Raw genomic sequence first — 23,218 nt, 5'->3', positions numbered from 1 at the left:
CGAATTAGAGTTATTATATTCAGATCAGGCTGTAATGAACCATGCTGCAATCGGAAATCAGAGTTCACTTCTTTCTATAGCCCGTTCTGCAACCGACGAGTACGAAAGTGCTTATAATGATATCAAGGTAAACTTCGTAAATTTCATTAAAGATAAAACAGTAATCACCCTGGGGCAGCCTGATATCTTTCAGAGCGCTAATGGCACATACAGTGTTAGGGTACCTGTTACGTGGTCAATGCCGGAGCGTGAGGTGTTAACGAGGTTGAATCGTTATTTCAATGGTTTCGATAGAAAGCCTTTAGCTTTGTCATCAGATCGTATTCGATCTGAAAATAATCGAGTTGTAATTCGTAAGCAAGTTGCGGAGTCTTCAACTGCAATAAAACCTTACTCTGGCCGGTTATTTGGCGAGCTACAAAAAATTGAAATAGCAATTGAAGTCTCTTTAGGTGATAAGAAGAACCAAATAATTATCGCAGGTAATGCAAGATGTCATGTCGGATGCAACTACTCTGAGAGAGGTTCTGATTCTTGGATTATTCAGACGGGTGGCAGGCCTGGAGTCAGGAATCTTAATTGGAGACAAGAAAGCCCAATCATTATCGAAGGGCTTACTGAAAATGACCTACAGAATGCCGGGGTACCTGTTGCAGTGGCTAAATACGTAGTTAGGTAAATATTTTAGTAAAGTTAGATGACTTAAATTAACGTCTGGATGAAGCGCAAGCAATGCCTCAAGCAAACTGCTAAATTTAATTCACTAAGTTTACTACGCGAATTAATCAGGCCCTTAGGAGTTAAGAACGCTTTGACAGCAAAGTAAAACCAGTGTGTTTAGAGCAGTTTTAATAAGGAAAAACTTTGAGAGAGAGCAGTCCTCAAGCTTTGCAAAACAGTCTGATTATTCAGCCCCACTGGTTGCTGCGCTTGTTCGGCCGAAAACCGGTAACGCTAACTGTTTCTTTATCGGTCATGCAGCTTAGTTTTGCCAATGGTAGCAGTGTCAGTGTGTTGCCAGATTCCTTAGCCAATCCCAATGGCCTTCAGCCAGGTGTATTTTTTAGCACGCTTTCCCTTGGTACCAATAGTGGTGTGGTTCGGTTAAGTGGTTTGCCAAAATCCGCTGCGGTGAAGCATTATCAGTGGTTGCAACGGCACTGGTTGCGTCAACTGCAGCCGGTTATCACCAGCACGGCCGCTGCCATCGAGCAGCTGTTGGCTCAAGGCTATCCGAGAGCATCCCGCTTAACCCAGGCGGTGGCTTTGGCGAAAAAAGCGGTGGCGCGCTTTGAGCGCTTACCCGATCCCGCTGCTTTTACCGAACTCGATCTCAACCCCTTTCAAACCCTGCTGTTTCAAGCCGGCTGGGGCGAGAAAGATTTTGAGCTGCTGCGCGAACGCTACATAAAAAAGGAATTAGCTGCCTACCAAGGCTTTTTTGATACGGTAGAAAGTAAACCCCTGACCGACAAGCAGCGGCAAGCCTGTGTCATTGATGAAGACAACAATCTGGTGCTGGCTGGTGCCGGTACCGGCAAAACCAGTACCATGGTTGGACGGGCAGGGTACTTAGTACAAAGCGGCCAGGCGCGGGCGGATGAGATCCTGATGTTGGCCTTTGCCAATAAAGCAGCATTGGAGATGGAGCAGCGGTTGGAAGAGCGCCTGGGCGATTGCGGTATTAAAGCAAGTACCTTTCACAAGTTAGGCAAAGACATTATTGCCAGCGTTGAAGGAAAGCAGCCCTCGCTTACACCACTGGCGGATGATGCCAAGCTACTGGCAAAGCAGGTGCATGACTGGTTTGAGCAGCACTTACAGCAGCCGGCTTATCAGCAATTGGTGTTGGATTATTTTCAGCACTACCTGTACCCCCTTGCCAACCCCTTTGATTTTCAAACCGAAGGCGAGTACTTCGATTTTATTCTGGCCAATGACATTCGAACGCTGAAAAGCGAAAAGGTGAAAAGCCTAGGTGAGTGCCTGATTGCCAACCACTTGCTCAGGCAGGGCATTGATTACCAGTACGAAGCCAATTACGAGCACCCGACTGCAACCGTGTTTCATCGCCAGTACCAACCGGATTTCTATTTGCCTGAGTACGGGATTTACATCGAGTTTTACGGCATCGACCGACAGGGCAATACCGCGCCCTACATCGATAGGGAGCAGTACCATGCCGATATGGCCTGGAAACAGGAATTGCACAAGGTGCACGGCACCAGACTGATCACGCTCTATCACTACCAGCACCGCGAGGGCACACTTTACCAAGAGCTAGACAAGCAGTTGGCTGCCTTTGGTGTTGTTGCCGAGCCATTGCCGGCAGAGGCGGTACTGGAAACGCTACGCGAATTTGGTGCCATCAGCGCCTTTGCCGCGCTTTTGGCCGAACTGTTAAAGCGCTACCGCGCCAATTGTTATGAGCCGGGCCAGTTGGATGCTGTGATTGCAAAAGCAGCTGATCCTGATCAGGTGCAGGCAGCCATGAGCTTGCTGCTGCCTGTAGTCGACGACTACCAGCGCTTGCTGCTCGCAGAAAACCAGATCGATTTTGATGACATGATTGGCAAAGCCATTGCCTATGTAAAAACCGGCCGCTTTCAAAGCCGCTGGCGTTTTATTCTGGTGGACGAATTTCAGGACATATCGGATGCCAGGGCAAGGTTAGTCACCTATTTACGCGACAGTGTGCCGGATGCATCCTTATTTTGTGTCGGCGATGACTGGCAGGCCATATACCGTTTTACCGGCAGCGATTTGCAATTTACCACCGACTTTGCCGCGCGCTTTGGGCCAACCCGGGTGACATCGCTGGACCAAACCTTTCGCTTTAACAACAGCATCAGCGATGTGGCTTCGCGGTTTGTGCAGGAGAACCCGCAACAGGTTCGTAAGCCGCTCAAGACATTGCGGCGGGTGGATAAACCTGCAGTGTCTTTACTAAGAGCCGACAATAACGAAAACAGCGTGGAAGTCAGCCGGCTTGTGCAGGTTTTAACGAAAATCAGCCACCTGGCTGCGCCGGGAAGCAGTGTCTATCTGCTGGGGCGCTTTGGCTTTAACCTGCCGGATAAAAGCGAACTTCAGCGATTGGCCCGGCAATTCAGTACCCTGAAACTGGAAAGTTACAGCATCCATGCCTCGAAAGGCAAAGAGGCGGACTATGTGGTGCTGCTGGGTTTGGAAAATGGCAAGCATGGGTTTCCTTCGCGCAAACAAACGCACCCGCTGCTGGAGGCCTTACTGCCTGAAAGCGAAGCCTATGCTTTTGCCGAAGAGCGCCGTTTGTTTTACGTGGCGCTTACCCGGGCCAGGCACCGGGTGTATTTAATCACCGATATGGCCGTGGCCTCGGATTTTGTGGTGGAGCTGTTAACCAACAAGTACCCCCTGACATTGGATGAGTTTGATACCTCCCTCAGCCAGCAACTCTTTCACTTAATTAAGTGCATCAAATGCAAAACCGGCAGCATGGTGCCCAAAACCGGACCATTCGGTGCATTTTTTGGCTGCAACAAATACCCACTCTGCAACCACAAAGAGCGCGGCTGCAGCCAATGTGGCTCACCAATGACCAGAAAAGACCGCTTTAAGGTTTGCATTAACGACAGCTGCAACCATTGGGTACCGGTCTGCCCCAAGTGCGGGGCCGAGATGGTGCTACGTAAAGGCCCTTACAGCAACTTTTGGGGCTGCCGGAACTACCGCAAGGAAGGCGCTAGCTGTGGTAATCGGGAGCAGGTGATTGCGTTTGAATCAGCGTTGAGTCGCTAAAGACTTATTAGCTTCGGTAGTTTGACTCCGTTTTATTGCTTGCTGATGACATTTTACGGTAGATTGATTCTGTTTTTTTGGCTATTATTGCTGTTATTCGGTAACAAAGTTCCGGTGGCAGGGTGAAGAAGCTTACGTTGCAGTTGTTCAATCAGGGACGGTGGTGGGATGCAGCCGAGCTCAACTTTCTGGGCGATGATCTCAGCAGTCCTGTTCGGCTGAGCTATCTGAGCGCGTATATTCGTGATGCGGCCAAGTACGACACCGTTGACAGTTGGGCTTGTTCAGTCAACGCACCGGTTAGCATCTTGCCCGTCGATTACCCTGGCTGGCCTTCGTTGCTGGACGACTTGTTGCCGGTTGGCAAGTCACGTGACTGGTGGCTAAATTATCTTGATGTAAGCCGACAGAGCCTTTTTTCGCAAAACTTCGCTTTACTAACCCATGCCTGCATGGCTCCCATTGGTAATCTTCGCATTAAAGAGTCCGTTGCTTTAGCAAGTGGAGTCAACCAAAAAGCCTTTCCTCTCGATGCCGTTGTGGCGCTGCAACATGATTTTTTGGAGTATGCCAATGAGCATGGCGTTGCGGTTGGCGGCGCGACCGGGGCTGTTGGGGTTGCACCAAAGCTGCTGTTAATGGTGAGCGGGCAGTTGGTATACATCGATGCAGATTTTGCTGGCAAACCCCTAAACGCCATTCCATATTTGACCAAATTTGCCCGCAATCAGCGCACTGCCCGTGATAATCATATTTTACAGGCCGAAGGAGCATTTTACCGCATTCTGGCCGAGGTTTTACAAGGGACTGAGATTGCCAGCCTGGATGCAAGCCGGATGATGGTGCTGGAGCATGAAGGCCAAACCAGCTTGTGGCTTCCACGCTTTGATGTTGTGGTTGAGGAGGGCAAAGCGGTTCGGCTGGGTATGGAAAGCATTTACTCGATGCTGAATGCCGGCCCTGGCAGTTATCAAAATCATTTTGCAGTAATGGACGCCATTTGGTCCAAAATAAGCGACTGTACCAGTATGTCGTCGGTTGATTTTGCCAAACAGTATCTGGCCAGGGATTTTCTGAATGTGATGTTTGGTAATTCCGACAACCATGGTCGCAATATCTCATTTTTGAAATCTCAGGGCGATATCCGGTTTGCTCCCATTTATGATTTTGCGCCGATGAAAGCGGATCCCGAAAACATCACGCGGCTTTTTAAGTGGGGCGAGCATTTTGAAATGGCTGGTGTTGTTCGATTTGACAAAGTGGTCCAGCAGTTAGCGCATTATGGCTCTCCGTCAGAGCTGCTGGATTTTTTAAACATGCTCAGTAAGCCCTTACTGCGTTTACCTGAGTTACTGCAGCAGCATGGGTGCCCTGCTGAAATTATCAACTTTCCGGCCCTTGGTTTTTCTCGTGTGCATGAAAAGCTAACTGAATTGGGGGTGCAGCATGACAAGCTCGTCAGCTGAGCAACGGCTGGAGTTAATCCATGACATTGAAACGGCGATTGAGGCTGGGTCCCTTTCGCTGGGTGAGGCTATTCGGCGCATTCGTACCGAGTTGTATGGCATGACTCAAACGCAATACGCAGCGTACACCAAGGTGTCGGATAAAACGCTTAGAGACATTGAAAGAGGTCAGACGGATCCACGTTTGTCGGTACTAGCGAAGCTATTAGCTCCAGGTGGTTTTAAACTAAGCGCCCGCTTTGTGCCACGCAGAGTTGTTTAACCGCTCGAAAAAAGTGATGGTTATGACCAAACACCTGCTGATTGTCGACCTGGAAGCCACTTGCTGGGATGGTGATGTGCCTGGCCTTAATCGTCGTCAAACTTTTGAAGATATGGAAGTCATTGAGTTTGGCTGCGTAGTGGCAGAGCCCGATGGCACGGTGGTGGATGCTCAGTCGTTTCTGGTGCGCCCAGTGTTACGGCCACAGCTTAGTGCCTTTTGCACCGAGTTAACTGGAATTACGCAGCAGCAAGTAGCTGTCGCGCCGGTTTATGCTGAGGTGGTTTTAGCCGTAGATGCATGGCTAGCCAAATATCAGCCGGTATGCTGGGCCTCTTGGGGCGAGTACGACCGCCGTCAACTGGAAGCGGAACAACAACGGCATGGCTGCGCGCCAAAATTCTTGGCTTTGCCGCACAAAAACCTCAAACAATTGTGGCGTGAGGGCAGGGCAGCTAAACGCCGCTCTGGCTTGCAAGCTGCATTGGCTTTTCATGGGCTTGTCTTTGAAGGCCGTTATCATCGGGGTATCGACGATGCACGCAATATGGCACGGTTGCTGCCGTGGATCCCTTTGTAGGCCTTGGGCTTCAATAAAAGTACGGGAAGCGGCATAAGTAAAAAATAGATGTTTGCTATATAGCAAACATAGCTGTTTTTTACTACAATGTTCGCTAATAAGCGAATACTATGGGGCTGGTATGGCAAGCAGAATTGAAATTGGCAAAGCACTTCGCGCCAAAAGAACTGAGCTTGGTTATACACAACTGGCTTTATCTGAACTTACCGGCATTCACAAATCAACCATATCCGAAATTGAAAATGGCCGCTTTAGCGGTTCTTTTGATATCTTTGAGCGTTTGCTTGATGCGTTGGGTTTGACCTTTGAAGTCGTGCATAAAACCCATCGTCTTCCGGATTGGGACGATTTGGATACCTTGTTCAATGAGGATAAAGCATGACCGGCTCAGCAAGTACAGCGCTGCAATTGCCCGCCAGTACTTTACTGGTTTAAGAACCTCGATTAAGCACTCTGTTGCAACGGTTCATGCTACCACAGCAGCCAGAAAACCATATCGTCACGATCGCAAGAAAAAATATGAGTAACGGGTTGATATCGGTAGCACAGCAAATACCAGCTGAGCGGGGGAGAGCATGAGTGATACCTGGATTGTCGATCTGCGCCACTATCTCAATGAGTATGGCGCCATTGCCATAAGCTCAGGCCCTGGCTTGCGATTGGCCGAGTACTTTACTGCGATAACGCAAGAAACGACGGGAGATCCCTATGGGGAACATCTGTACCCCAAGGTTCCTTGTCGCAGGCGACCCAACCGTAAGTCGTGTGTTGGTGAAATTGCCAGCTATATTGATCCAGACGATCAACAGATTGTTTGGATTTGCCCTGTCTGTGGTGACAATGGCACGATATCAGGCTGGCAGGGCACGCTGTGGGACCTTACCCGAGCTGACACTACTGCACACTGAGTTGGCGTGAACACACAAAAGCCAAACCATCACTTTTTTCGAGTCCGCAGTTTTTCTGGCGAATGAACAGCTTATGAGTTAGGGGCTGAAGCATGGCATCGAATAAAGCGTTGCGCGATATTGAAAAAGCCAAACGGCTCCACGCCTGTTGGTGCTGACGAGGCCATTAACGCCGACTTTTCGAAGCGTTATAGCTTGGAAATATAAGCCAGTGTTTCTGGATGACGCTGGACTAACTTTAAAAGTGTGACTGCCTGACCATTGGGTGCACTGCGTCCTTGTTCCCAGTTTTCTAATGTGCGCGAAGACGTGTGAAGTAACCGCGCAAAAACACCACGGGACATATTAAACTGCTCTCGAATACTCACAATTTCATTTGGTGTAATATTCAACTCACCCACATCACTGACTTGATGTGTTTTTAGCGTCAACTTTCCTTCAGAATGCTGCTTAGCTTCCACAAGAGCCAAGCTTAACTCTGCAAATAAATCACGATTGCTCATTGCGCCACGCCTCCATAAAAGCCATCAGTTGTTTTCTTTGACTTGCGTTCAAATCTGACATTTCATTTTTGCCATAAATCGTCAGCAAGTAGAAGCGCCTTTTCTCATCAAGAAAGTAATAGATAACACGGGAGCTACCACTTTTTCCCTTACCTTTACTTGCAACTCGAGTTTTCCGCAAACCGCCAGTACCTTGAATCACATCACCCATTTTCGGGTTAAGCATTAACTCAGCCTGGAAGAGCCTATACTCTTCATCATTGAGATAAGCTTCGCGGTATTTTTCAAAAATAGATGATTCGACAAATACGCTTTTCATCTACAAATTGTACGCGATAAGCGTATAGATGGCAAGGGGCACGAATTTTGGCTTGCAAGCTGCATTGGCTTTTCATGGGCTTGTATTTGAAGGGCGCCATCACCGCGGTATCGACGATGCCTGCAACATGGCCCGGCTGTTGCCGTGGATTTCACTGTAAGTTAAACAGTCAGTCCTGCCTATCAAGCACAGAAGGATTCATTGAATGCAACAAGCTATGGCATACTGTGAAAAAGTAAGTGACACAGATTAGAACAGGGTTCCGATGACAGCTCAGGATTGGCCTACAGGTTTTATGGTGCTACAGGGCAACCGGCTGGAGCAATTGCGTGATGTGATGCTGCAGTGGTGTCAGCGCTATCCGTTAGCACCGCTGGAAACCGAAACTTTTCTGGTACAAAGCAATGGGATTGCCCAGTGGCTGAAACTGGCGCTGGCCGCACCCAAAGCGCAGGGAGGTCTTGGCATTGCAGCCGGGATTTGTACCGAGTTGCCGGGCCGGTTTTTATGGCAGGCTTACCGCGCTGTGCTGCCGGCCTTACCGGCCGAGTCGCCTTACAACAAAGATGCACTTGGCTGGCGCTTGTACCGCCTGCTTCAGCAGTTGCCGGAGCTGTCGGAACTTGCACCCTTGCATGGTTTTTTGGCCAAAGATCCCACCGATGCCAGGCGTTGCTATCAGCTGGCGTTTCAGCTGGCCGATTTATTTGACCAGTATCAGGTATACCGGGCCGATTGGCTGCAGCAGTGGCAGCAAGGCAACGACAGCATCGATGGCCATCCGCTGCCGGCTCACCAGCTGTGGCAGCCCTGGCTGTGGCGTCAGTTGCAGCAGGAGATCCAAAGCCAGCAGCCCACAGCTTTAAGCCGTGCCGATGTGCATCAGCAATTTTTGACCGCCTGTCAGCAGTTACAGGCCAGACCGGCCGGCTTGCCGCGGCGGGTGGTAGTGTTTGGCATTTCCTCACTGCCGCGCCAAACGCTGGATGCTCTGCACGCCTTGTCGCCTTTTTGTCAGGTGCTGCTCTTTGTCAGCAATCCCTGCCAGCAGTATTGGGGCGATTTGATTGATGGCCGCGATTTATTGCGCCAGGAATACCGCCGGGCCAGGCGGCCCGGTGAGCACCCACTGGCTCAGTTATCGGCAGAGCAGCTGCACCTGGCAGGGAACCCCTTACTGGCGGCGCTTGGTAAGCAAGGGCGGGATTACCTGCATTTGTTGGATGAGCTGGATGACAGCGGCAGTTATCAGCAGTATTTTGCCGGTCGTATTGATTTGTTTGAGTCGCCAGGCGAAGAGAGCTTATTGCAGCAGCTGCAGCAGGATATTCTTGAGCTGCGCTCGGCCGAAGAGCGCGCCGGCATGAAAACGCAGGTGCCAGTCAGTGATCGCAGCCTGCAGTTTATGCGCTGTCATAGCCCGTTGCGGGAGCTGGAAGTCCTGCACGACCAACTGCTGCATGAACTTAGTTCAGCCAGGCAGCAGGGCCAGTCGCTTACGCCACGCGATATTCTGGTGATGGTGCCGGATATCAACCAATATGCCCCTTACATTGCGGCTACTTTTGGACGGTTCCGGCCGGAAGATCCACGGTATTTGCCGTACTTTGTTGCCGACCAGGGGCTGCGTCACCGCAATAGCCTGTTGCTGGCTTTTGAAACCCTGCTTCGTTTGCCGGATAACCGTTTTACCGTCAGTGCCATGCTGGACTTGCTGGATACCTCCGCACTGCAACAGCGCTTTGGGCTGGATGAAGCCGGCGTTGCCCGCTTAAAGCCCTGGATTGAAGGGGCGAACATTCGCTGGGGATTAAGCGGCCAGCAACGGGCAGCCTTTGGCTTGCCCGAACAACTGGAGCAAAACAGCTGGTGGTTTGGCTTAAAGCGGATGCTGCTGGGCTATGTGGTGGGCGAGGGCGAAGCCTGGCAGGACATCGAGCCTTACGATGAAGTGGCAGGGCTGGATGCCGCTCTGGTCGGGCCTTTGGCCGAGCTGGTGCATGCGCTGGAACACAGTTGGCAGCAGTTGCAGCAGCCCCATAAAGCGGCAGACTGGCAACCGTTGCTCTTGATGTTGCTGGAGCAATTTTTTGTGCCGCAAAGCCCGGCCGATCAGCAGGCCGATGCCCGTATTCGCCACCAATTAAGTCGCTTTTTGCAACACCTGGCCGACAGCGGACTGGCTGAGCAGCCGCTGGCATTGGAGGTGGTGCGCGATGCGCTGTTAAGCGAGCTGGATCAGCCCAGTCTGCAGCAGCGCTTTTTGGCCGGAGCGGTGAACTTTGGCACCCTGATGCCGATGCGGGCCATTCCTTTTGAACAGATCTGGCTGCTGGGCATGAACGATGGCGATTATCCGCGTCCGGTTCGGCGCAACGATTTTGATTTGATGCAAGCCGGTTATCGCCCGGGGGATCGTTCGCGCCGGGACGATGATCATTACCTGTTTTTAGAAGCTCTGCAGGCGGCCCGCCACAAATTGGTGCTGAGCTGGGTGGGTTTTAGTATCCGTGATAACAGCGAAAAACCGCCTTCCGTGTTGGTTGGGCAATTGCGGGATTATCTGGAAACAGCCTATCCAGAGCAAAAGCTGTTGCAACAGCTGACGGTCGATCATCCCCTGCAACCCTTTAGCCGCCGTTACTTTGAGCCGACGCGGGACCCGCGCTTGTTCAGCTATGCCGAAGACTGGCGCGCCGCTTTGGAGCCAGGCATGGCTCAGGCAGAGGATACAGCGCCGCCTGGTTTTCCACTGGAAGCCACGCACATTCGTCTGAGCGATTTGGCCAGTTTTTTACGGCATCCGGCCCGCGTGCTGTATCAAAAGCGGCTGGGAATTTACACTGGCTTTGAAGCGGACAGCGAGCGTGACGATGAACTATTTGCCGCCGGTGGCCTGGATGGCTGGGTGCTGGATCAGGCCTTGATCGCCCGGCTGGAGCAGGGGCTAAGTGCTGGCAGTACGTCCCAAGGCCAACCACTGACTACCGAGCAGCTGCTGCAGCAGGAAACAACCCGCTTGCAGCGGGCCGGCGCTTTACCGATGGGTGGCTTTGGTGACTTATTGATGCAGCAAAAAAATCAACAGCTGGCGCCGTTGCTGCAGCAGTGGCAACAGCTGCAACTGCAATCGGCACCTTATGGCGACACCCTGTACTGGCAGCAGATGCTGGATGAAACGCTGCCGGTGGTGTTTGAAGACAGCCTGAGCGATATTCGTCAGCATCAGGATGGCCGTTTGCTGCGCTTAATGGTGCAGCCCAGCCGGTTGTTTGATGCGAAGCAGCAACTTAAAAGCTACCATCTGTGTCGTTTTTGGCCGGCACATCTGCTGGCACAGCAGGCCGGTGCAGTTGAAACCCTGTTGATTGGGCCGGATGCGATTTTTCGCTTGCCGCCGCTTGATCAAGCGCAGGCTTTGCAACTGTTTAATCAGTTGTTGGATGCTTACCTGCAAGCGCTGCAACGTCCTTTGCCGCTGGCCTGTAAAACCATGCTGGCCTTTTTCGGCGGCGATGAAAAAGCCGCCATCCAGAGTTACGAAGGCAGCGACTTTCAGGGCGATTACGCCATCACTGCTGAGGTGCGCGATTATCCGCTGTTGCAACGTTACTGGCCTGATTTTGAGCAACTTAGCACCGATGCCGATTTTGCAGCCCTTGGCGAGGCACTGTATGCACCACTGTTGCAGCAGCTGGCGTTAGGAGGAAGCCAATGATGAAGGCACAGGATTTGGATTTACTGCGTTTTCCGCTTTATGGCAGTCGCCTGATTGAAGCCAGTGCCGGCACCGGCAAGACCTTTTCGCTGGCCTTGCTCTATGTGCGGCTGGTGCTGGGCCATGGGGATGTGCCTAGCTCTGAGCATAGCTATGAGCCTAGTTCTGAACATAGTTCTGAGCAAAACTCAGAAACATCAGCCTACAGCCGGCCGCTCACGCCACGAGATATCCTGGTGCTGACCTTTACCGAAGCGGCGACAGAGGAACTCCGTAGCCGGGTGCGGCAACGCCTGGTGGAAGCGGCCCGCCTGTTTCGTCAGTCCCCGTCTGCGCTGCGTCAACAGCCCCCGGCGGCGGATCCGCTGTGGCAGTTGGTACTGAGTTACCCGGATCAGGAATGGCCAGCTTGTGCTTTGCGCTTAAAGCGGGCGGCGGAAGCCATGGATGAAGCCATGATTGCCACCATTCATGGTTGGTGCCATAAAATGCTGGCGGAGCATGCCTTTGATAGCCGCGGCTTGTTTCAACGCGAGCTGTTAACCGATCAGACGGAATTGCTGGATACCCTGGTTAAAGACTACTGGCGCCAGCACTTTTACCCCTTGTCGGCCGATGGTGCTGCCGTGGTGCAGCAGTGTTATCTGAACCCGGATCGGTTGCGTAAAGCCTTGTTCTCCCTGTTAAGCCAGGCCGAGCCGGTGCTGCTATTTGCCGGTGCTCCTCTTAAGCTTGAGCAGGACGCTGAGTTGCAGGCATTGCTAACTGAAGCCATCGCTGCCAGGCAACAGCAGCAAGCGCAGCAGGCCGCCTTTGCCGCTTTGGAGCAGTCAGTACAAAAGTTATGGGCTGAACACTGGCCGGATCTTGAGCAGCAGTTGCTGGCATTGCAAAGTCGCTTTAATGCCACCCGGCATTATTCCAATACCACTGATAAGTTTCAGCGCATGTTAAGCGAGCTGGCGCAGTGGAGCCTGGGGCAGCGCGCCTTCGATAAGAAAATGGCCAATTTTGCCACCGGGCGTTTTGTCTGGAAAAAAGATCAGGCACCGGAATCCGAGCCGGATCACCCGGCCTTTGTCGCTATGGCTGCTTTGGCCGACTTGCTGGAGCAGCAGGCAGAGGAGGACGATGCGAGTCAGATCTGCCTGAAAGAGGGCATTTTAAGCCATGCCCTTTACTGGTGCCGGCGCGAGCTGAAGCGGCGGCTGAACCGCCAGGCACAGCTGGGATTTAACGACTTACTGACCGAGCTGCATCAGGCACTGGATCCCACCCAGGCCGGTGAGCACGCCAGCCAATTGGCGGCCGCTATTCGGGCAGCGTATCCGGTGGCACTGATTGACGAGTTTCAGGATACCGATCCGGTGCAATACGGTATTTTCAACCGCATTTACCGCATTGCCGACAACGATACCCGTACGGCCGTGGTGCTGATTGGTGATCCCAAGCAAGCCATTTACAGCTTTCGCGGTGCCGATATTCATACCTACTTGCAGGCACGGCAGGATACCGCCGGCCGCCATTACAGTTTAAGCCGCAACTTTCGCTCTACCCAGGCGGTGGTCGATGCCTGCAATCAGCTGTTTATGCAGGCTGAAGCCCATCCGCGCGCTGCCTTTCGCTTTAAAAGCGAGCATGGTGCCGATAATCCGCTGCCTTTTACGGCGGTCAGTGCCAGTGGTCGCAACGAGCAACTGCTGCTGGATGGCAAGCCGTTGCCGGCGCTGCACATTCAGCATCTGGCCGGCGATGAGCCCTGGCGTATCGGTGCTTACCGTGAGTACAGTGCGACTCAGTGTGCCAGCCGGATTGCCTTTTTGCTCAATGCCGCCAGTGCCGGACGCTGCCGCTTTGAGGGTGAACAAAGCCGGCCGCTGGCAGCAGAAGACATTGCGGTGCTGGTGCGCAGCCAGCAAGAGGCGCAGTTGATCAAGGCTGAACTTAGCAAGCTGCAGGTACCGGCGGTGTATCTGTCTGATCGCGGTTCGGTGTTTGCCACGGCCGAAGCGGCGGATGTGCTGCTCTGGCTGCGGGCCTGTGCCAGCCCGATGGATTTAAGTCTGGTGAAAGCTGCGCTGGCCACCCCAAGCCTTGGACTGTCGTTGCAACAACTGATGGCCTGGCAGCAGGATGAACTGGCGCTGGAAGCCCAGGTCCAGTGTTTTTTGCGCTTGCAGGCCTGCTGGCGCAGCCAGGGCGTCCTGGCGATGCTGCGTCAATTGCTGGATCATTATCAGCTGCCGGCCCGTTTACTGCGTCAGCAACAGGGCGAGCGGCAACTGACCAACCTGCTGCATCTGGCCGACTGGCTGCAGCAACAGGCAGTGCAGCTGGAGGGCGAGCAGGCACTGATCCGCCACCTGGCCGAGCATTTGGCTGAGCCGGGGGAAGAGCAGGTGATCCGGTTGGAAAGCGATGCGGCCCTGGTCAAAATCATCACCATTCATAAATCCAAAGGCCTGGAGTACCCGCTGGTGTTTTTGCCCTTTGTGGTCGGTTGGCGGCCCATCGATGGCAAGGTACGGCAGGTCCCTTACCGGGATGCGGGCTATAGCGGCACCGAAGTGGCCGGCAAAGAGGCCTTTCCTGCTGCCTGGCAACAAGCCGATGATGAGCGGCTAAGCGAGGATATGCGGCTGTTGTATGTTGCTCTGACCCGGGCACGGCATGGCCTCTGGCTTGGCACCGCGGCTGTTTGTCTGCAGGGCAAAAAAATGCAAAACCATCAGGGCGCTTTTGGCTATTTGTTCAACGGGGATACGCCTTACCAGCAACCAGCCGAGTTGCAGCAGCAGTTGCAGGATCTCCCTAGGGAGGGCGTCCTGCTGCAGCTGGAGCCAGAGGTTGACACTGAGCCTTATCAGCCTACAGAGGCGCTGCCACTGCTGGAGCCGGCCGCTTGCCCACAGCTACCACCTTATCAGCGCTGGTGGATAGCCAGTTACTCGGCCATTCGTTTTCATGCCCATGAGCACCATACGCAGGAAAGCCGCGCGGCAGCAACCGATGTAAGCGAGCCTGACGATGCCAAAGCGGCGCTGCAAGCCGAGCTGTATGCAGCAGACAGCGCCGGAATAACCGGGAATACAGCGAGCTCCCTGCGCCCAACTGTCTCGACCGTCTCATCACAGCTGATGCATCAGCTGCCCAAAGGAGCGGCCTTTGGCACCTTTATTCACGCTTTACTGGAATGGGCAGCTGCGCATCGTTATCTGGATAGCGATGGCCGCAGCTGGTCTGGTTTTGCTGCTGCGGTGCAGGATGCTGCGGGGCGGCTGGTGGAGCTGCAAAGCCGTTGCCAGGCTCTGGGGCTGGCAGAGGCTGCTGAGGCTCTGAGTGACTGGCTGGGGAGTTTTTTGCAGCAGTCAGTGCCAGTGGAGGCGGGCGAGCTGCCGCTGCAACTGATGGCATTAACCCCAGCGCAGATAGCGGTGGAGCTGGAATTTTTATTGCCCAGTGAACAGGTCAGCAGTTGTCAGCTGGATCGGCTGATCCAGCACTTTGTGCTGCCAGGGGAGGCGCGGCCACAGGCCGAGCCGGAGCAACTAAACGGTATGGTGAAAGGCTTTATCGATATGGTGGTTGAGCATCAGGGGCGCTACTTTGTGCTGGACTGGAAAACCAACAGCCTGGGGGATGAGGATAGCAGTTACCACCTACAGGCGATGCAGCAGGCGATCCTAAACCATCGCTACGATATGCAGTTGGTGCTGTACGTCCTGGCGCTGCATCGTTTATTGCAAAGCCGGTTAGCGGATTACGATTACGATCGCCATATCGGCGGCGCCTGGTACTGGTTTGTGCGTGGTGCTGCCGAGCCCAACCAGCACGGACTATGGCAGTACCGGCCAGAGCGGGCATTGATAGAGCAGCTGGATGCACTGTTTCAGGGGGAAGCCATGACTGATGCCCTGTGGCAGCAGAGCGATGCGGTGACGGAGGGCTTTGCATGACAACACAGAGCATGACAGCACCGAACATGACAGCACAGAGCGAAACTTCAAATGGGGCTAGGTTATTGCAGCAAGCGCAAGCCTGGAGTCAGGCCGGGCTTATCCGTAAGCTTGACTGGATGCTGGCCCAGTTTTTTTACCGGCAATTGCCAGAGCTGACCGAATTGGAGCTGCTGGCCATTTTGCTGTGCAGTGAGGCCAATGGTCGCGGCCATGTTTGTCTGGATATCGCTGCTACCCTGGCGCAAGGCACTAATCAGGCGCAGGGCTCTATTCAGACCCAGCCCGGGCGCAGTGAACTCTGGCAGCAGGCCGATGCCGGCTTAAAACAGTACCTGAGCGCTTACCGCATGCAGGATTGGCTACAGGTGTTGCAAGGCTCCAGCCTGGTAAGCTGCCAGTTGCACGATCAGCAAGCATCTTCCAATGCTCCCTTGGTACTGGCGGGTAGTGCTCCTTTTGTACTGGCAGGCACTGCTCATCAGCCGCTGTTGTACATGCGCCGTTACTGGCAGTACGAGCAGTTGATTGGCCGTGAAATAACCCGCCGTATGCAAGCCGTGCCGGAGCTGGCCGTAGCTTCTGTCGGGGCCTTGTTGCAGGGGCTTTTCCCACAGCATAAGCGTGCAATGCCTTTTGACTGGCAGATGGCCGCCTGTGCTTTAGCGCTGCGCAGTCGTTTTGCCATTATTACCGGTGGGCCCGGCACCGGCAAAACCACTACGGTGATCAAGCTGCTGGCACTGCTGCAGGGGATTCAGCTGACCGGGCAGCAAAAACCACTGCAGATCCTGCTGGCCGCCCCCACCGGTAAAGCCGCTGCCCGCCTGAATGAGTCCATTGCCCAGAGTTTGCAGCAGCTGGATGTGAGCGCTTTGCCGCTGCCAGAGCCTGAGCAGCTAAAAGCCTGGTTGCCGACTCAGGTACAAACCGTGCATCGCCTGCTTGGCGCCCGGCCAGACAGCCGGCACTTTAAGCATCAGCGGCAGAACCCGTTGGCCGCCGATGTGGTGGTGGTGGATGAAGCATCGATGGTGGATGTAGAACTGATGGCGGCGCTGGTGCAGGCCTTGCCAGCCAATTGCCGCTTGTATTTGTTGGGCGACAAGGATCAGCTGGCGTCGGTGGAAGCGGGTTCGGTGCTGGGGGACTTGTGTCGTTTTGCCGAAGCCGGCAACTACCGGCCAGACATAGCGGCCTATTTGCAAGACTTGTGCGCAGCCAGGGTGCCAGAGCAGTTTGTGGCAACAGAGGATGCCCCGGCGCTGGCACAGGTTACTGCGATGCTGCGCCACAGTTATCGCTTTAAAGAAGGGGGGGCTATTCATCAGTTGGCCAGCCTGGTCAATCGTGGCGGTACTGCTACTGAGGTTGAAGCTGCTGCGGCCATGGATCCTTCTGAAAATGCCCGTTCTGCAATAGCGGTTATCAAAGCGATAGCCGCTAAGCAGGACAGCCCGGTACAGTTGCTGCAGCAAAGTATGTCCACATCGGTCGGAGCAGTAGCCCGGACCACGGCATCCACTTTTGCAGCAACGTCTTTTGGTGATGCCCTGAAGGCGTTGCTGCTGACCGGCTACCGGCCGTATTTAACCGCCGTGGCTGAGTTTGATCCTGCAGCCGAGCCAGTGCAGCGTAACCAGGCTGCACTGCAGATTTTGGCATTGCAACGCGACTTCCAACTGCTTGGCGCTGTGCGCGAAGGGGATTGGGGCGTGCAAGGACTGAATACCCGCATCGAGCAGCTACTGGCCCGGCATGATCTGATCAAGCCGCAGGGCCAGGCCTGGTATCCGGGTCGGCCGGTGCTGATGACCCGCAACGATTATCACCTGCAGCTGATGAATGGCGATATTGGTGTCTGTTTAGCCATGCAGGAGCAAGATAGCATGGTACTGCGGGTAGCGTTTTCGGATGGGGAAGGCGGCATTCGCTGGGTGTTGCCCAGCCGGTTGCACAGCGTCGAAACGGTGTTTGCCATGACGGTGCATAAATCACAGGGTTCAGAGTTTGGCCATACTGCCTTGCTGTTGCCGGCGAGCAGTAGTCCGGTGCTGACCCGTGAGCTGCTTTATACCGGTATCACCCGGGCCAAAACAAGGTTTACCCTGATTTACGATAATGATGCTGTGCTGGCCAGTACCATAGCGCAGCGTGTGCAGCGGGCCAGTGGCTTTGCTTTGGTGTGATAGGGGCTTTAACCCAATAAAAATGCCGGCTTGAAGCCGGCATTTTTAATCAGTAAAGCAGCGCCTTAGTTGGCGATGGTAGCAATCACTCGTACCTGATCCGTCACGTCACTGGCAGGGATATAACCCAGGCTATTTGGATTGGCTGCAACAAACTCAATTTTAGCAGCGACTGAGTCGACCTCTACCGGTGGGCGGCCTTTGCCGGTAAAGACCAGGCGAGACCAGTAAGCTTTCATTTGTGCCGGGCTGCGACCCAGAGCTTCCTGCTCGAACTGATCACGCAGGGCATGGTTCTCTGGCAGGTTAACTGGCATCAGGCTACCAGCGCGTCCCATATAAATGCGAGACACTTCTTCCAGGCTGACATCGGCCGCTGCCGGGTGGGCGATAATAGCAATCTCGGCTGAACACAGCGTGGAAACCAGAGCGAATGCAGCAATCAGAGTTTTTTTCATAGCGATGGCTCCTTAAAATACCAAATCAATGCCGACGGTCAGCAACTGATCACGGCGATCGGCCACTTTATTTTTCTGCGAGCTAAACTGCATCTTCAGTGCGGCAGATGGATGGAAATCGTAACGGCTGCCGATATTCCAGGTATCGCGCTGGATGGTGAAGTATTCCACGGTCTCAGCAACGAAAGGGCGGAGCGGGTTGCCTTCGGCCATCGCCTGGTAAATTTCAGACCGTCCTTCGTTATCACGACGCTCAAAGCTAACAAAAGGTGTGTAGCTGTTGATGCGATAGCCAGCTGACAGGTAAAAACCATTCTGCGTTGGGATCACGGTATCTTTGGTACGGGCACGGACGATTTCACCACTCAAGACCAGACTGCCATTGTCGTAGCCAAGTGCTAGACCCATAAAAGCACTGCGGGCATCATCAATGCGGATTTGGCTGGCGGTGTCAGCAAAACCAGACTGCTCCAGCAGGTTCAGCAAACCGGACAGTTCGCCATCCTGATCCACCATGGTTAATTTACCGGTTAAATAAGCAAGTCTGGCGCTGAAATTGCCTTGTGTCAGTTCCCAGGTAGCCCCTGCCACCCGGTCGATATTGGCATCGAATGGCACCGGAGTCATGTTGGTGGTGCCGCTGTAGCTGCCCAGGATGAATTGTAAGGTGGAGTCAACCGTACCCAATTGACCAAAACGTACCAATGAAACGCCTTCCAGATTATTAAAATCCAAGTTGTAGACCGAGTTAGGAACCCGGGCCCAATCATAGGCATAACCAACATCCATGAAATCGGAGTAGCGGTAAAAGGGGGTCCGCAGACGGCCAGCATTGATCCGCGTCTGCTGATTCAGCTCATAAGTTAAATAAGCCCACTCAAATTCTGCTTTGAAGTCGTTGGCACCACGGCCCATCAATTGAGCGGTTACTGACAAACGGTCGGCTAAGTCGGCCTGCACCTGCAGTGCAAAAAGTGACTCATTTTTAAAGTCGACTTCTTTATCATAACCATACAAGTTATCTGAACTTGATAATGTGCTGCCTGCTTTGATGGAGGCAAAACCATTGAAACGAACATCTGCCTGTGCGGCTGAAGCGGTTGCTGCCAGTAGCACAGCCAGGCTGAGTTGTTTGATCTTTGATACCATGTTGAATGTCTACCCCGGTAGTTGATTGTACCACTGTGCTTTGGCAATCCAGCTGTTAACACAGTGCAATTTCCATCGAGGCAAGCCAATGCTTGAAGAGGTGCAGTCTGGCTGCCATAGGAATTCAGTTCCGTTAGGCCCATGACTTTGCGTGTTCAGCTTTTCAGCTGACTTGCCAGGATGAGGCGCGGATTGTACAGATAATGGTCAGACCTGTAAAGTAATACCGAATAAAGTACCAAGCCCCGGTTTATCACCAGGGCTGCAGGTGAATGACGCTCAGGGCAGGCACCAAAAGTGGTATTGGCCATCTTTGTGCACAGCACCCTCTACTTCTTTTTCAAAACCTGGGAAGGTGTTGCCCCAGTTTTGAAGTGACTGAATGTATTGCAGCCAGGGGCCATCTATCGGGCCGAGGTTTTCGCCTGGCATTACGATGGGGATGCCTGGTGGGTATGGCATGATACCGACTGCGGTGATCCGGTTGGCGGCTTGCTCCAGTGTTAATAGCTCGGCTTCATCTTGTTGTAAGCGCTGAAAAGCGGCCCGAGGTGTCATGGCAATTGCTGGCAATTGATCAAAGGCTGCTGCCTGCAACGCATCCATCTGGCTGGCGCGCATATAGGCGAACATTTCGTTGCATAGATCTTTAAGCCCCATGCCCTGATAACGCTCTGGCGCCTGAGCAAGCAGCTTTGGTAAGGCGTGCGCCAGATCGGTGTTGGCATCGTAGTGGCGTTTAAATGACAGCAGTACATTTAGCAATGTCCCCCATTTCCCTTTGGTAATGCCAATACTGAACAGGCACAGCACCATAAAGTCAGTGGTTCTGGATGGAATAATATTGTTTTGATACAGATAGGCACTCACCACTGCCGCCGGAATGCCATGTTCGCTTAGAGTGCCGTTGTCTGCCATACCTGGCACCAAAATACCTGCTTTGATGGGGTCGAGCAAACACCAGCCTTTGCTCAAACCAGAGAAACCATGCCAACTGGCACCTGGTTCCAATACCCAACAGGCAGGGTCGCTGCACAATTGATCTGGATCTGCATCGGCAAAATCAACCAGGCTGCCACTTTTATGGTCTTTGATCTGTGGTGCATTCCAACTACTAAAAAACCAATCCCCTTTTTGTTTAAACTCACGCTCTGCACGAGCCAGAGCCTGACGGAAGTCTACGGCTTCCCTAATCGCATCTTGGGTAAGGCTGTAGCCACTATCACCTTGCATCATCGCAGCTCCCACCTCATTGGAGGCAAAGAGGCTGTAGAGCGGTGAAGTGGATGCCTGCAACACAAAAGACTCATTAAAGCGGCTATGTTCTATCGGTCTTTTGCCATTGCGAATATGGATGTAAGAAGATTGAGACAATGCAGCCAGCAACTTGTGTGTTGAATGGGTTGCGAACACGGTTGGTGCATCTGGCGCATGCTCGCTGGGAGATCCACGCATGGCATAGCGTCCCTGATACATGGGATTGAAGCGTGCATAACCGTACCATGCCTCATCGAAATGAATACGATCGACACTGGCCGCAAGTAGTTCCTCGACTTGTTCTGCATGGGCGCACATGCCATCATAAGTACAGTTCGTCACGACGGCAAAAGTTGCTTTATTACCCTGTGCCTGAGCGGCTAAAGGGTGCTCTTCCAGTTGTTGCTGGATCCGGCTGGCATCGTATTGGTCTGGTAGCAACGGGCCTATGATGCCGTATCGATTGCGGCTAGGTGTTAAATATACTGGGATGCCACCGGTTAACACCAATCCTTGTTCTATTGACTTGTGGCAATTGCGATCGCATAAGGCAAATTGGTTTTCTCCAACACACGCCATGAAAATGGCGCGGTTTGAGCCGGAGGTTCCAGTGAGTACAGCATAGGATGCGTGGGCGCCAAATATCCTGGCGACAAAATCTTCGGAATCTTTCACCGGGCCACTATGGTCAAGAATTGAGCCCAGATTGCCGCGTTCGATACCACCATCAGTGCGAAACAGATTCTCACCGAAAAAATCAAAAAATATCCGGCCGATAGCTGTTTTAGTAAAAGCAATTCCTCCTTGATGACCAGGCGCTGCCCATGAATGCTCATCCTGTTGACTGTAACGTAACAAGGCATCAGTAAATGGGGGTAATAGCTTTTCCAGATAACGCCGAACAGCAGCCAAAACTCTACCTACGATAAATGGGGCGGTATCTTCAAGCAACCAGATGAACTCATCAGCCAGTTCCATTGCTTCGAGTGTCAGGCTGTGTTTTGCGGCTTTATCAGCCATAAGAAAAATGGGCATTGTCGCATTGCGGCTACGGATGATGCGCAATAACTCCATTGCTTGCTGATGGCTTTTGCTATCGTTGTTACCCAAAGTCCAGTCCAGCAAACAAGCGTGCAAACCTGCATCAGATACAATTGCTGCCTGTGCATCATCATAGGAAATGGCTTGCACAACTTCGGCATGACATTGCTGAAATTCATGAATCAATTCAGCCAGCACTCTACCTCTGGTGCTGTTGTACTCTGACAGAGTGTCATCAATTAATAAAATACGCTGTGTAAGTGGTTTGTTTGTTCTACTTAGCATACTAATCTCCTGATTTGTCCATTGCATCCAGTGGATACACGGGTTGATGCTTGCGGTTGTAATTGATGGTGTACATAGCAAGCGTGGCCATGATGATGATAAAAGCCCAAACGACTTGTGTGGGGTCAGTCCCAATCACAGCCCAGAGCGAGTAGGTAAAGGCAATGATCACGATACCTTTAAAGAACAACGTTTTTTCACCAAAATGCCCTTTGCCAATTAGCAACAGGGCGCAGCAGGTATAGAGATAGGGCACCAGGGTGAATAGTACGGTGACTGAGGACACGACATTAAACTGTTCGGTTGCTGTAGGTGAGATGGTCATGAGCTGTAAAGCTGTCATCAGCAAGCCAACTATGAGTAAGCCCGCAACGGGGGTACCGTGCTGATTTACTTTTGAGAAAATAGGGGGAAATAAGGTATCGTCAGCTGCGGCTTTAGCGCTTTGACCCGCCACAAGGATCCAGCCGCCTAAAGAGCCAAGACAGCCGATAGCGGCACATAGTGCTACAACAGCGCCACCAAAGTCGCCAATGGCGATTCGCACAGCCTCGCCAAAAGGAGATGCGCTTTCCCGCAGCACCTCATTGGGAACTATGCCCATAATAGCGGTACAGGACAGCACATAGCAGATAGCTGCGATCAAGACACCACCAATGGTTGCGATAGGAACATTCCTGGCAGGGTTTTTCACCACGCCGGCGGCCACTGAAGCCGTTTCCACACCGATAAAGGCCCAAAGGGTAACACTAAGCACGCTTTGGATGGCACCAACACTGCCGTATTCCGTTACATTCCAGGCTGCCATGTAGGTATCGCTGCTGAACCAGAACCAACCAAAGACAGCAACCCCAAAAATTGGCACCAGCGCAAAACTGGTTGTGACAGATTGAACTTTGGTAGTAAGGCCAGGCCCAATAATATTTAAGCCAACGAAGAACCACAGAATAGCCAACCCAACTAAGCCTGCAACCATTGGTTGGCTTAGTACCGGGAAAAAGTAACTAAGATAGCCAACCCCAACGACTACTATGGCGACATTTCCGACCCAGGCAGCCAACCAATAGAGCATGTTGGTTTGATACCCTAGTACTGGGCCAAAGGCACGTCGGGCATAGGCATAGGAGCCACCCGGGCTACTATCTAAAGATGAAATCTTTGCATAAACAATGGACAGCGCTATGGCTCCTGTGATGGTAACCAGCCAGCCAAAGATAGCGATTCCACCGGTAGCTGCGAGACTGGCAGGTAGTAAAAAAACCCCCGATCCCATCATGTTTCCTGCCACCATCAGCGTTGCCGCAATGACACCAACCTGTCGATTTTGTTCCGCCATTGTTACCTCTT

Annotated in this window: 16 protein-coding genes and 1 riboswitch; of the genes, 10 read left to right on the top strand and 6 right to left on the bottom strand. The window is 52.9% G+C overall.

The genetic code is table 11. From position 1 onward, the window contains the following. The 7 genes from QWF21_RS16620 to QWF21_RS16590 all read left to right on the top strand — a co-directional run. A partial coding sequence (locus QWF21_RS16620; protein ID WP_330089173.1) for a hypothetical protein occupies positions 1-679 on the top strand: 679 nt, incomplete at its 5' end. Positions 680-864: 185 nt separating this feature from the next. Beyond that, complete coding sequence (locus QWF21_RS16615; protein ID WP_330089172.1) at positions 865-3,780, top strand: UvrD-helicase domain-containing protein; 2,916 nt, start codon at positions 865-867, stop codon at positions 3,778-3,780. 122 nt (positions 3,781-3,902) lie between these two features. Then, positions 3,903-5,246 (top strand): type II toxin-antitoxin system HipA family toxin, encoded by a 1,344-nt coding sequence (locus QWF21_RS16610; protein WP_330089171.1) that lies wholly within the window; start codon positions 3,903-3,905, stop codon positions 5,244-5,246. Beyond that, positions 5,227-5,508, top strand: coding sequence for a helix-turn-helix transcriptional regulator (locus QWF21_RS16605; protein WP_330089170.1), 282 nt, complete (start codon positions 5,227-5,229; stop codon positions 5,506-5,508). The genes QWF21_RS16610 and QWF21_RS16605 overlap by 20 nt, the downstream gene beginning before the upstream one ends. 22 nt (positions 5,509-5,530) lie before the next feature. Continuing rightward, the gene (locus tag QWF21_RS16600) at positions 5,531-6,088 is read left to right on the top strand and encodes a 3'-5' exonuclease (protein ID WP_330089169.1); all 558 of its coding nucleotides are present in this window, start codon (positions 5,531-5,533) and stop codon (positions 6,086-6,088) included. A gap of 121 nt (positions 6,089-6,209) precedes the next feature. Then, positions 6,210-6,470 (top strand): helix-turn-helix domain-containing protein, encoded by a 261-nt coding sequence (locus tag QWF21_RS16595; protein ID WP_330089168.1) that lies wholly within the window; start codon positions 6,210-6,212, stop codon positions 6,468-6,470. Positions 6,471-6,663: 193 nt separating this feature from the next. After that, positions 6,664-6,996, top strand: a complete 333-nt coding sequence (locus QWF21_RS16590; RefSeq protein ID WP_330089167.1) for a hypothetical protein — start codon at positions 6,664-6,666, stop codon at positions 6,994-6,996. A gap of 188 nt (positions 6,997-7,184) precedes the next feature. On the opposite strand, the gene QWF21_RS16585 is transcribed toward QWF21_RS16590, so the two are convergent. Both QWF21_RS16585 and QWF21_RS16580 read right to left on the bottom strand, forming a co-directional pair. After that, on the bottom strand, positions 7,185-7,499 hold the full coding sequence (locus QWF21_RS16585; RefSeq protein ID WP_330089166.1) for a helix-turn-helix domain-containing protein: 315 nt from the start codon (positions 7,497-7,499) through the stop codon (positions 7,185-7,187). After that, positions 7,486-7,818, bottom strand: coding sequence for a type II toxin-antitoxin system RelE/ParE family toxin (locus tag QWF21_RS16580; RefSeq protein ID WP_330089165.1), 333 nt, complete (start codon positions 7,816-7,818; stop codon positions 7,486-7,488). The genes QWF21_RS16585 and QWF21_RS16580 overlap by 14 nt, the downstream gene beginning before the upstream one ends. Positions 7,819-8,083: 265 nt before the next feature. Here QWF21_RS16580 and recC point away from each other — a divergent pair, with 265 nt between their 5' ends. From recC to recD, 3 genes are read left to right on the top strand one after another with little or no spacing between them, the layout of a single operon-like run. Further along, the gene (recC, locus tag QWF21_RS16575) at positions 8,084-11,536 is read left to right on the top strand and encodes an exodeoxyribonuclease V subunit gamma (protein ID WP_330089164.1); all 3,453 of its coding nucleotides are present in this window, start codon (positions 8,084-8,086) and stop codon (positions 11,534-11,536) included. Then, positions 11,533-15,492: an exodeoxyribonuclease V subunit beta gene (gene recB / locus QWF21_RS16570; protein WP_330089163.1), complete on the top strand. Its 3,960-nt coding sequence runs from the start codon at positions 11,533-11,535 to the stop codon at positions 15,490-15,492. Before recC ends, recB begins: the two co-directional genes overlap by 4 nt. Further along, positions 15,489-17,681 carry an exodeoxyribonuclease V subunit alpha gene (gene recD, locus QWF21_RS16565; protein WP_330089162.1) on the top strand — a complete coding sequence of 731 codons (2,193 nt, stop codon included), beginning with the start codon at positions 15,489-15,491 and terminating at the stop codon, positions 17,679-17,681. The genes recB and recD overlap by 4 nt, the downstream gene beginning before the upstream one ends. A gap of 65 nt (positions 17,682-17,746) precedes the next feature. Here recD and QWF21_RS16560 read toward each other — a convergent pair whose 3' ends face one another. From QWF21_RS16560 to adiC, 4 genes are all read right to left on the bottom strand, one after another. Continuing rightward, complete coding sequence (locus tag QWF21_RS16560; RefSeq protein ID WP_330089161.1) at positions 17,747-18,139, bottom strand: type 2 periplasmic-binding domain-containing protein; 393 nt, start codon at positions 18,137-18,139, stop codon at positions 17,747-17,749. A gap of 12 nt (positions 18,140-18,151) precedes the next feature. After that, positions 18,152-19,288: a porin gene (locus QWF21_RS16555; protein WP_330089160.1), complete on the bottom strand. Its 1,137-nt coding sequence runs from the start codon at positions 19,286-19,288 to the stop codon at positions 18,152-18,154. A 98-nt stretch (positions 19,289-19,386) separates the two neighbouring features. Further along, a riboswitch (cyclic di-GMP riboswitch) is annotated at positions 19,387-19,475 on the bottom strand. A 92-nt stretch (positions 19,476-19,567) separates the two neighbouring features. Next, positions 19,568-21,871, bottom strand: a complete 2,304-nt coding sequence (locus tag QWF21_RS16550) for an Orn/Lys/Arg family decarboxylase (RefSeq protein WP_330089159.1) — start codon at positions 21,869-21,871, stop codon at positions 19,568-19,570. 1 nt (position 21,872) lies between these two features. Then, a complete protein-coding gene (gene adiC / locus QWF21_RS16545) occupies positions 21,873-23,207 on the bottom strand; it encodes an arginine/agmatine antiporter (protein WP_330089158.1) in 1,335 nt (444 codons plus the stop codon). Between the last annotated feature and the right edge of the window lie 11 nt (positions 23,208-23,218).

It is taken from the genome of Alkalimonas mucilaginosa (genome assembly GCF_036327005.1).
GTDB lineage: Bacteria > Pseudomonadota > Gammaproteobacteria > Enterobacterales > Alteromonadaceae > Alkalimonas > Alkalimonas mucilaginosa.
Note: the sequence above shows the minus strand (reverse complement) of the source record. Positions and strands in the feature narration are given on the sequence as shown.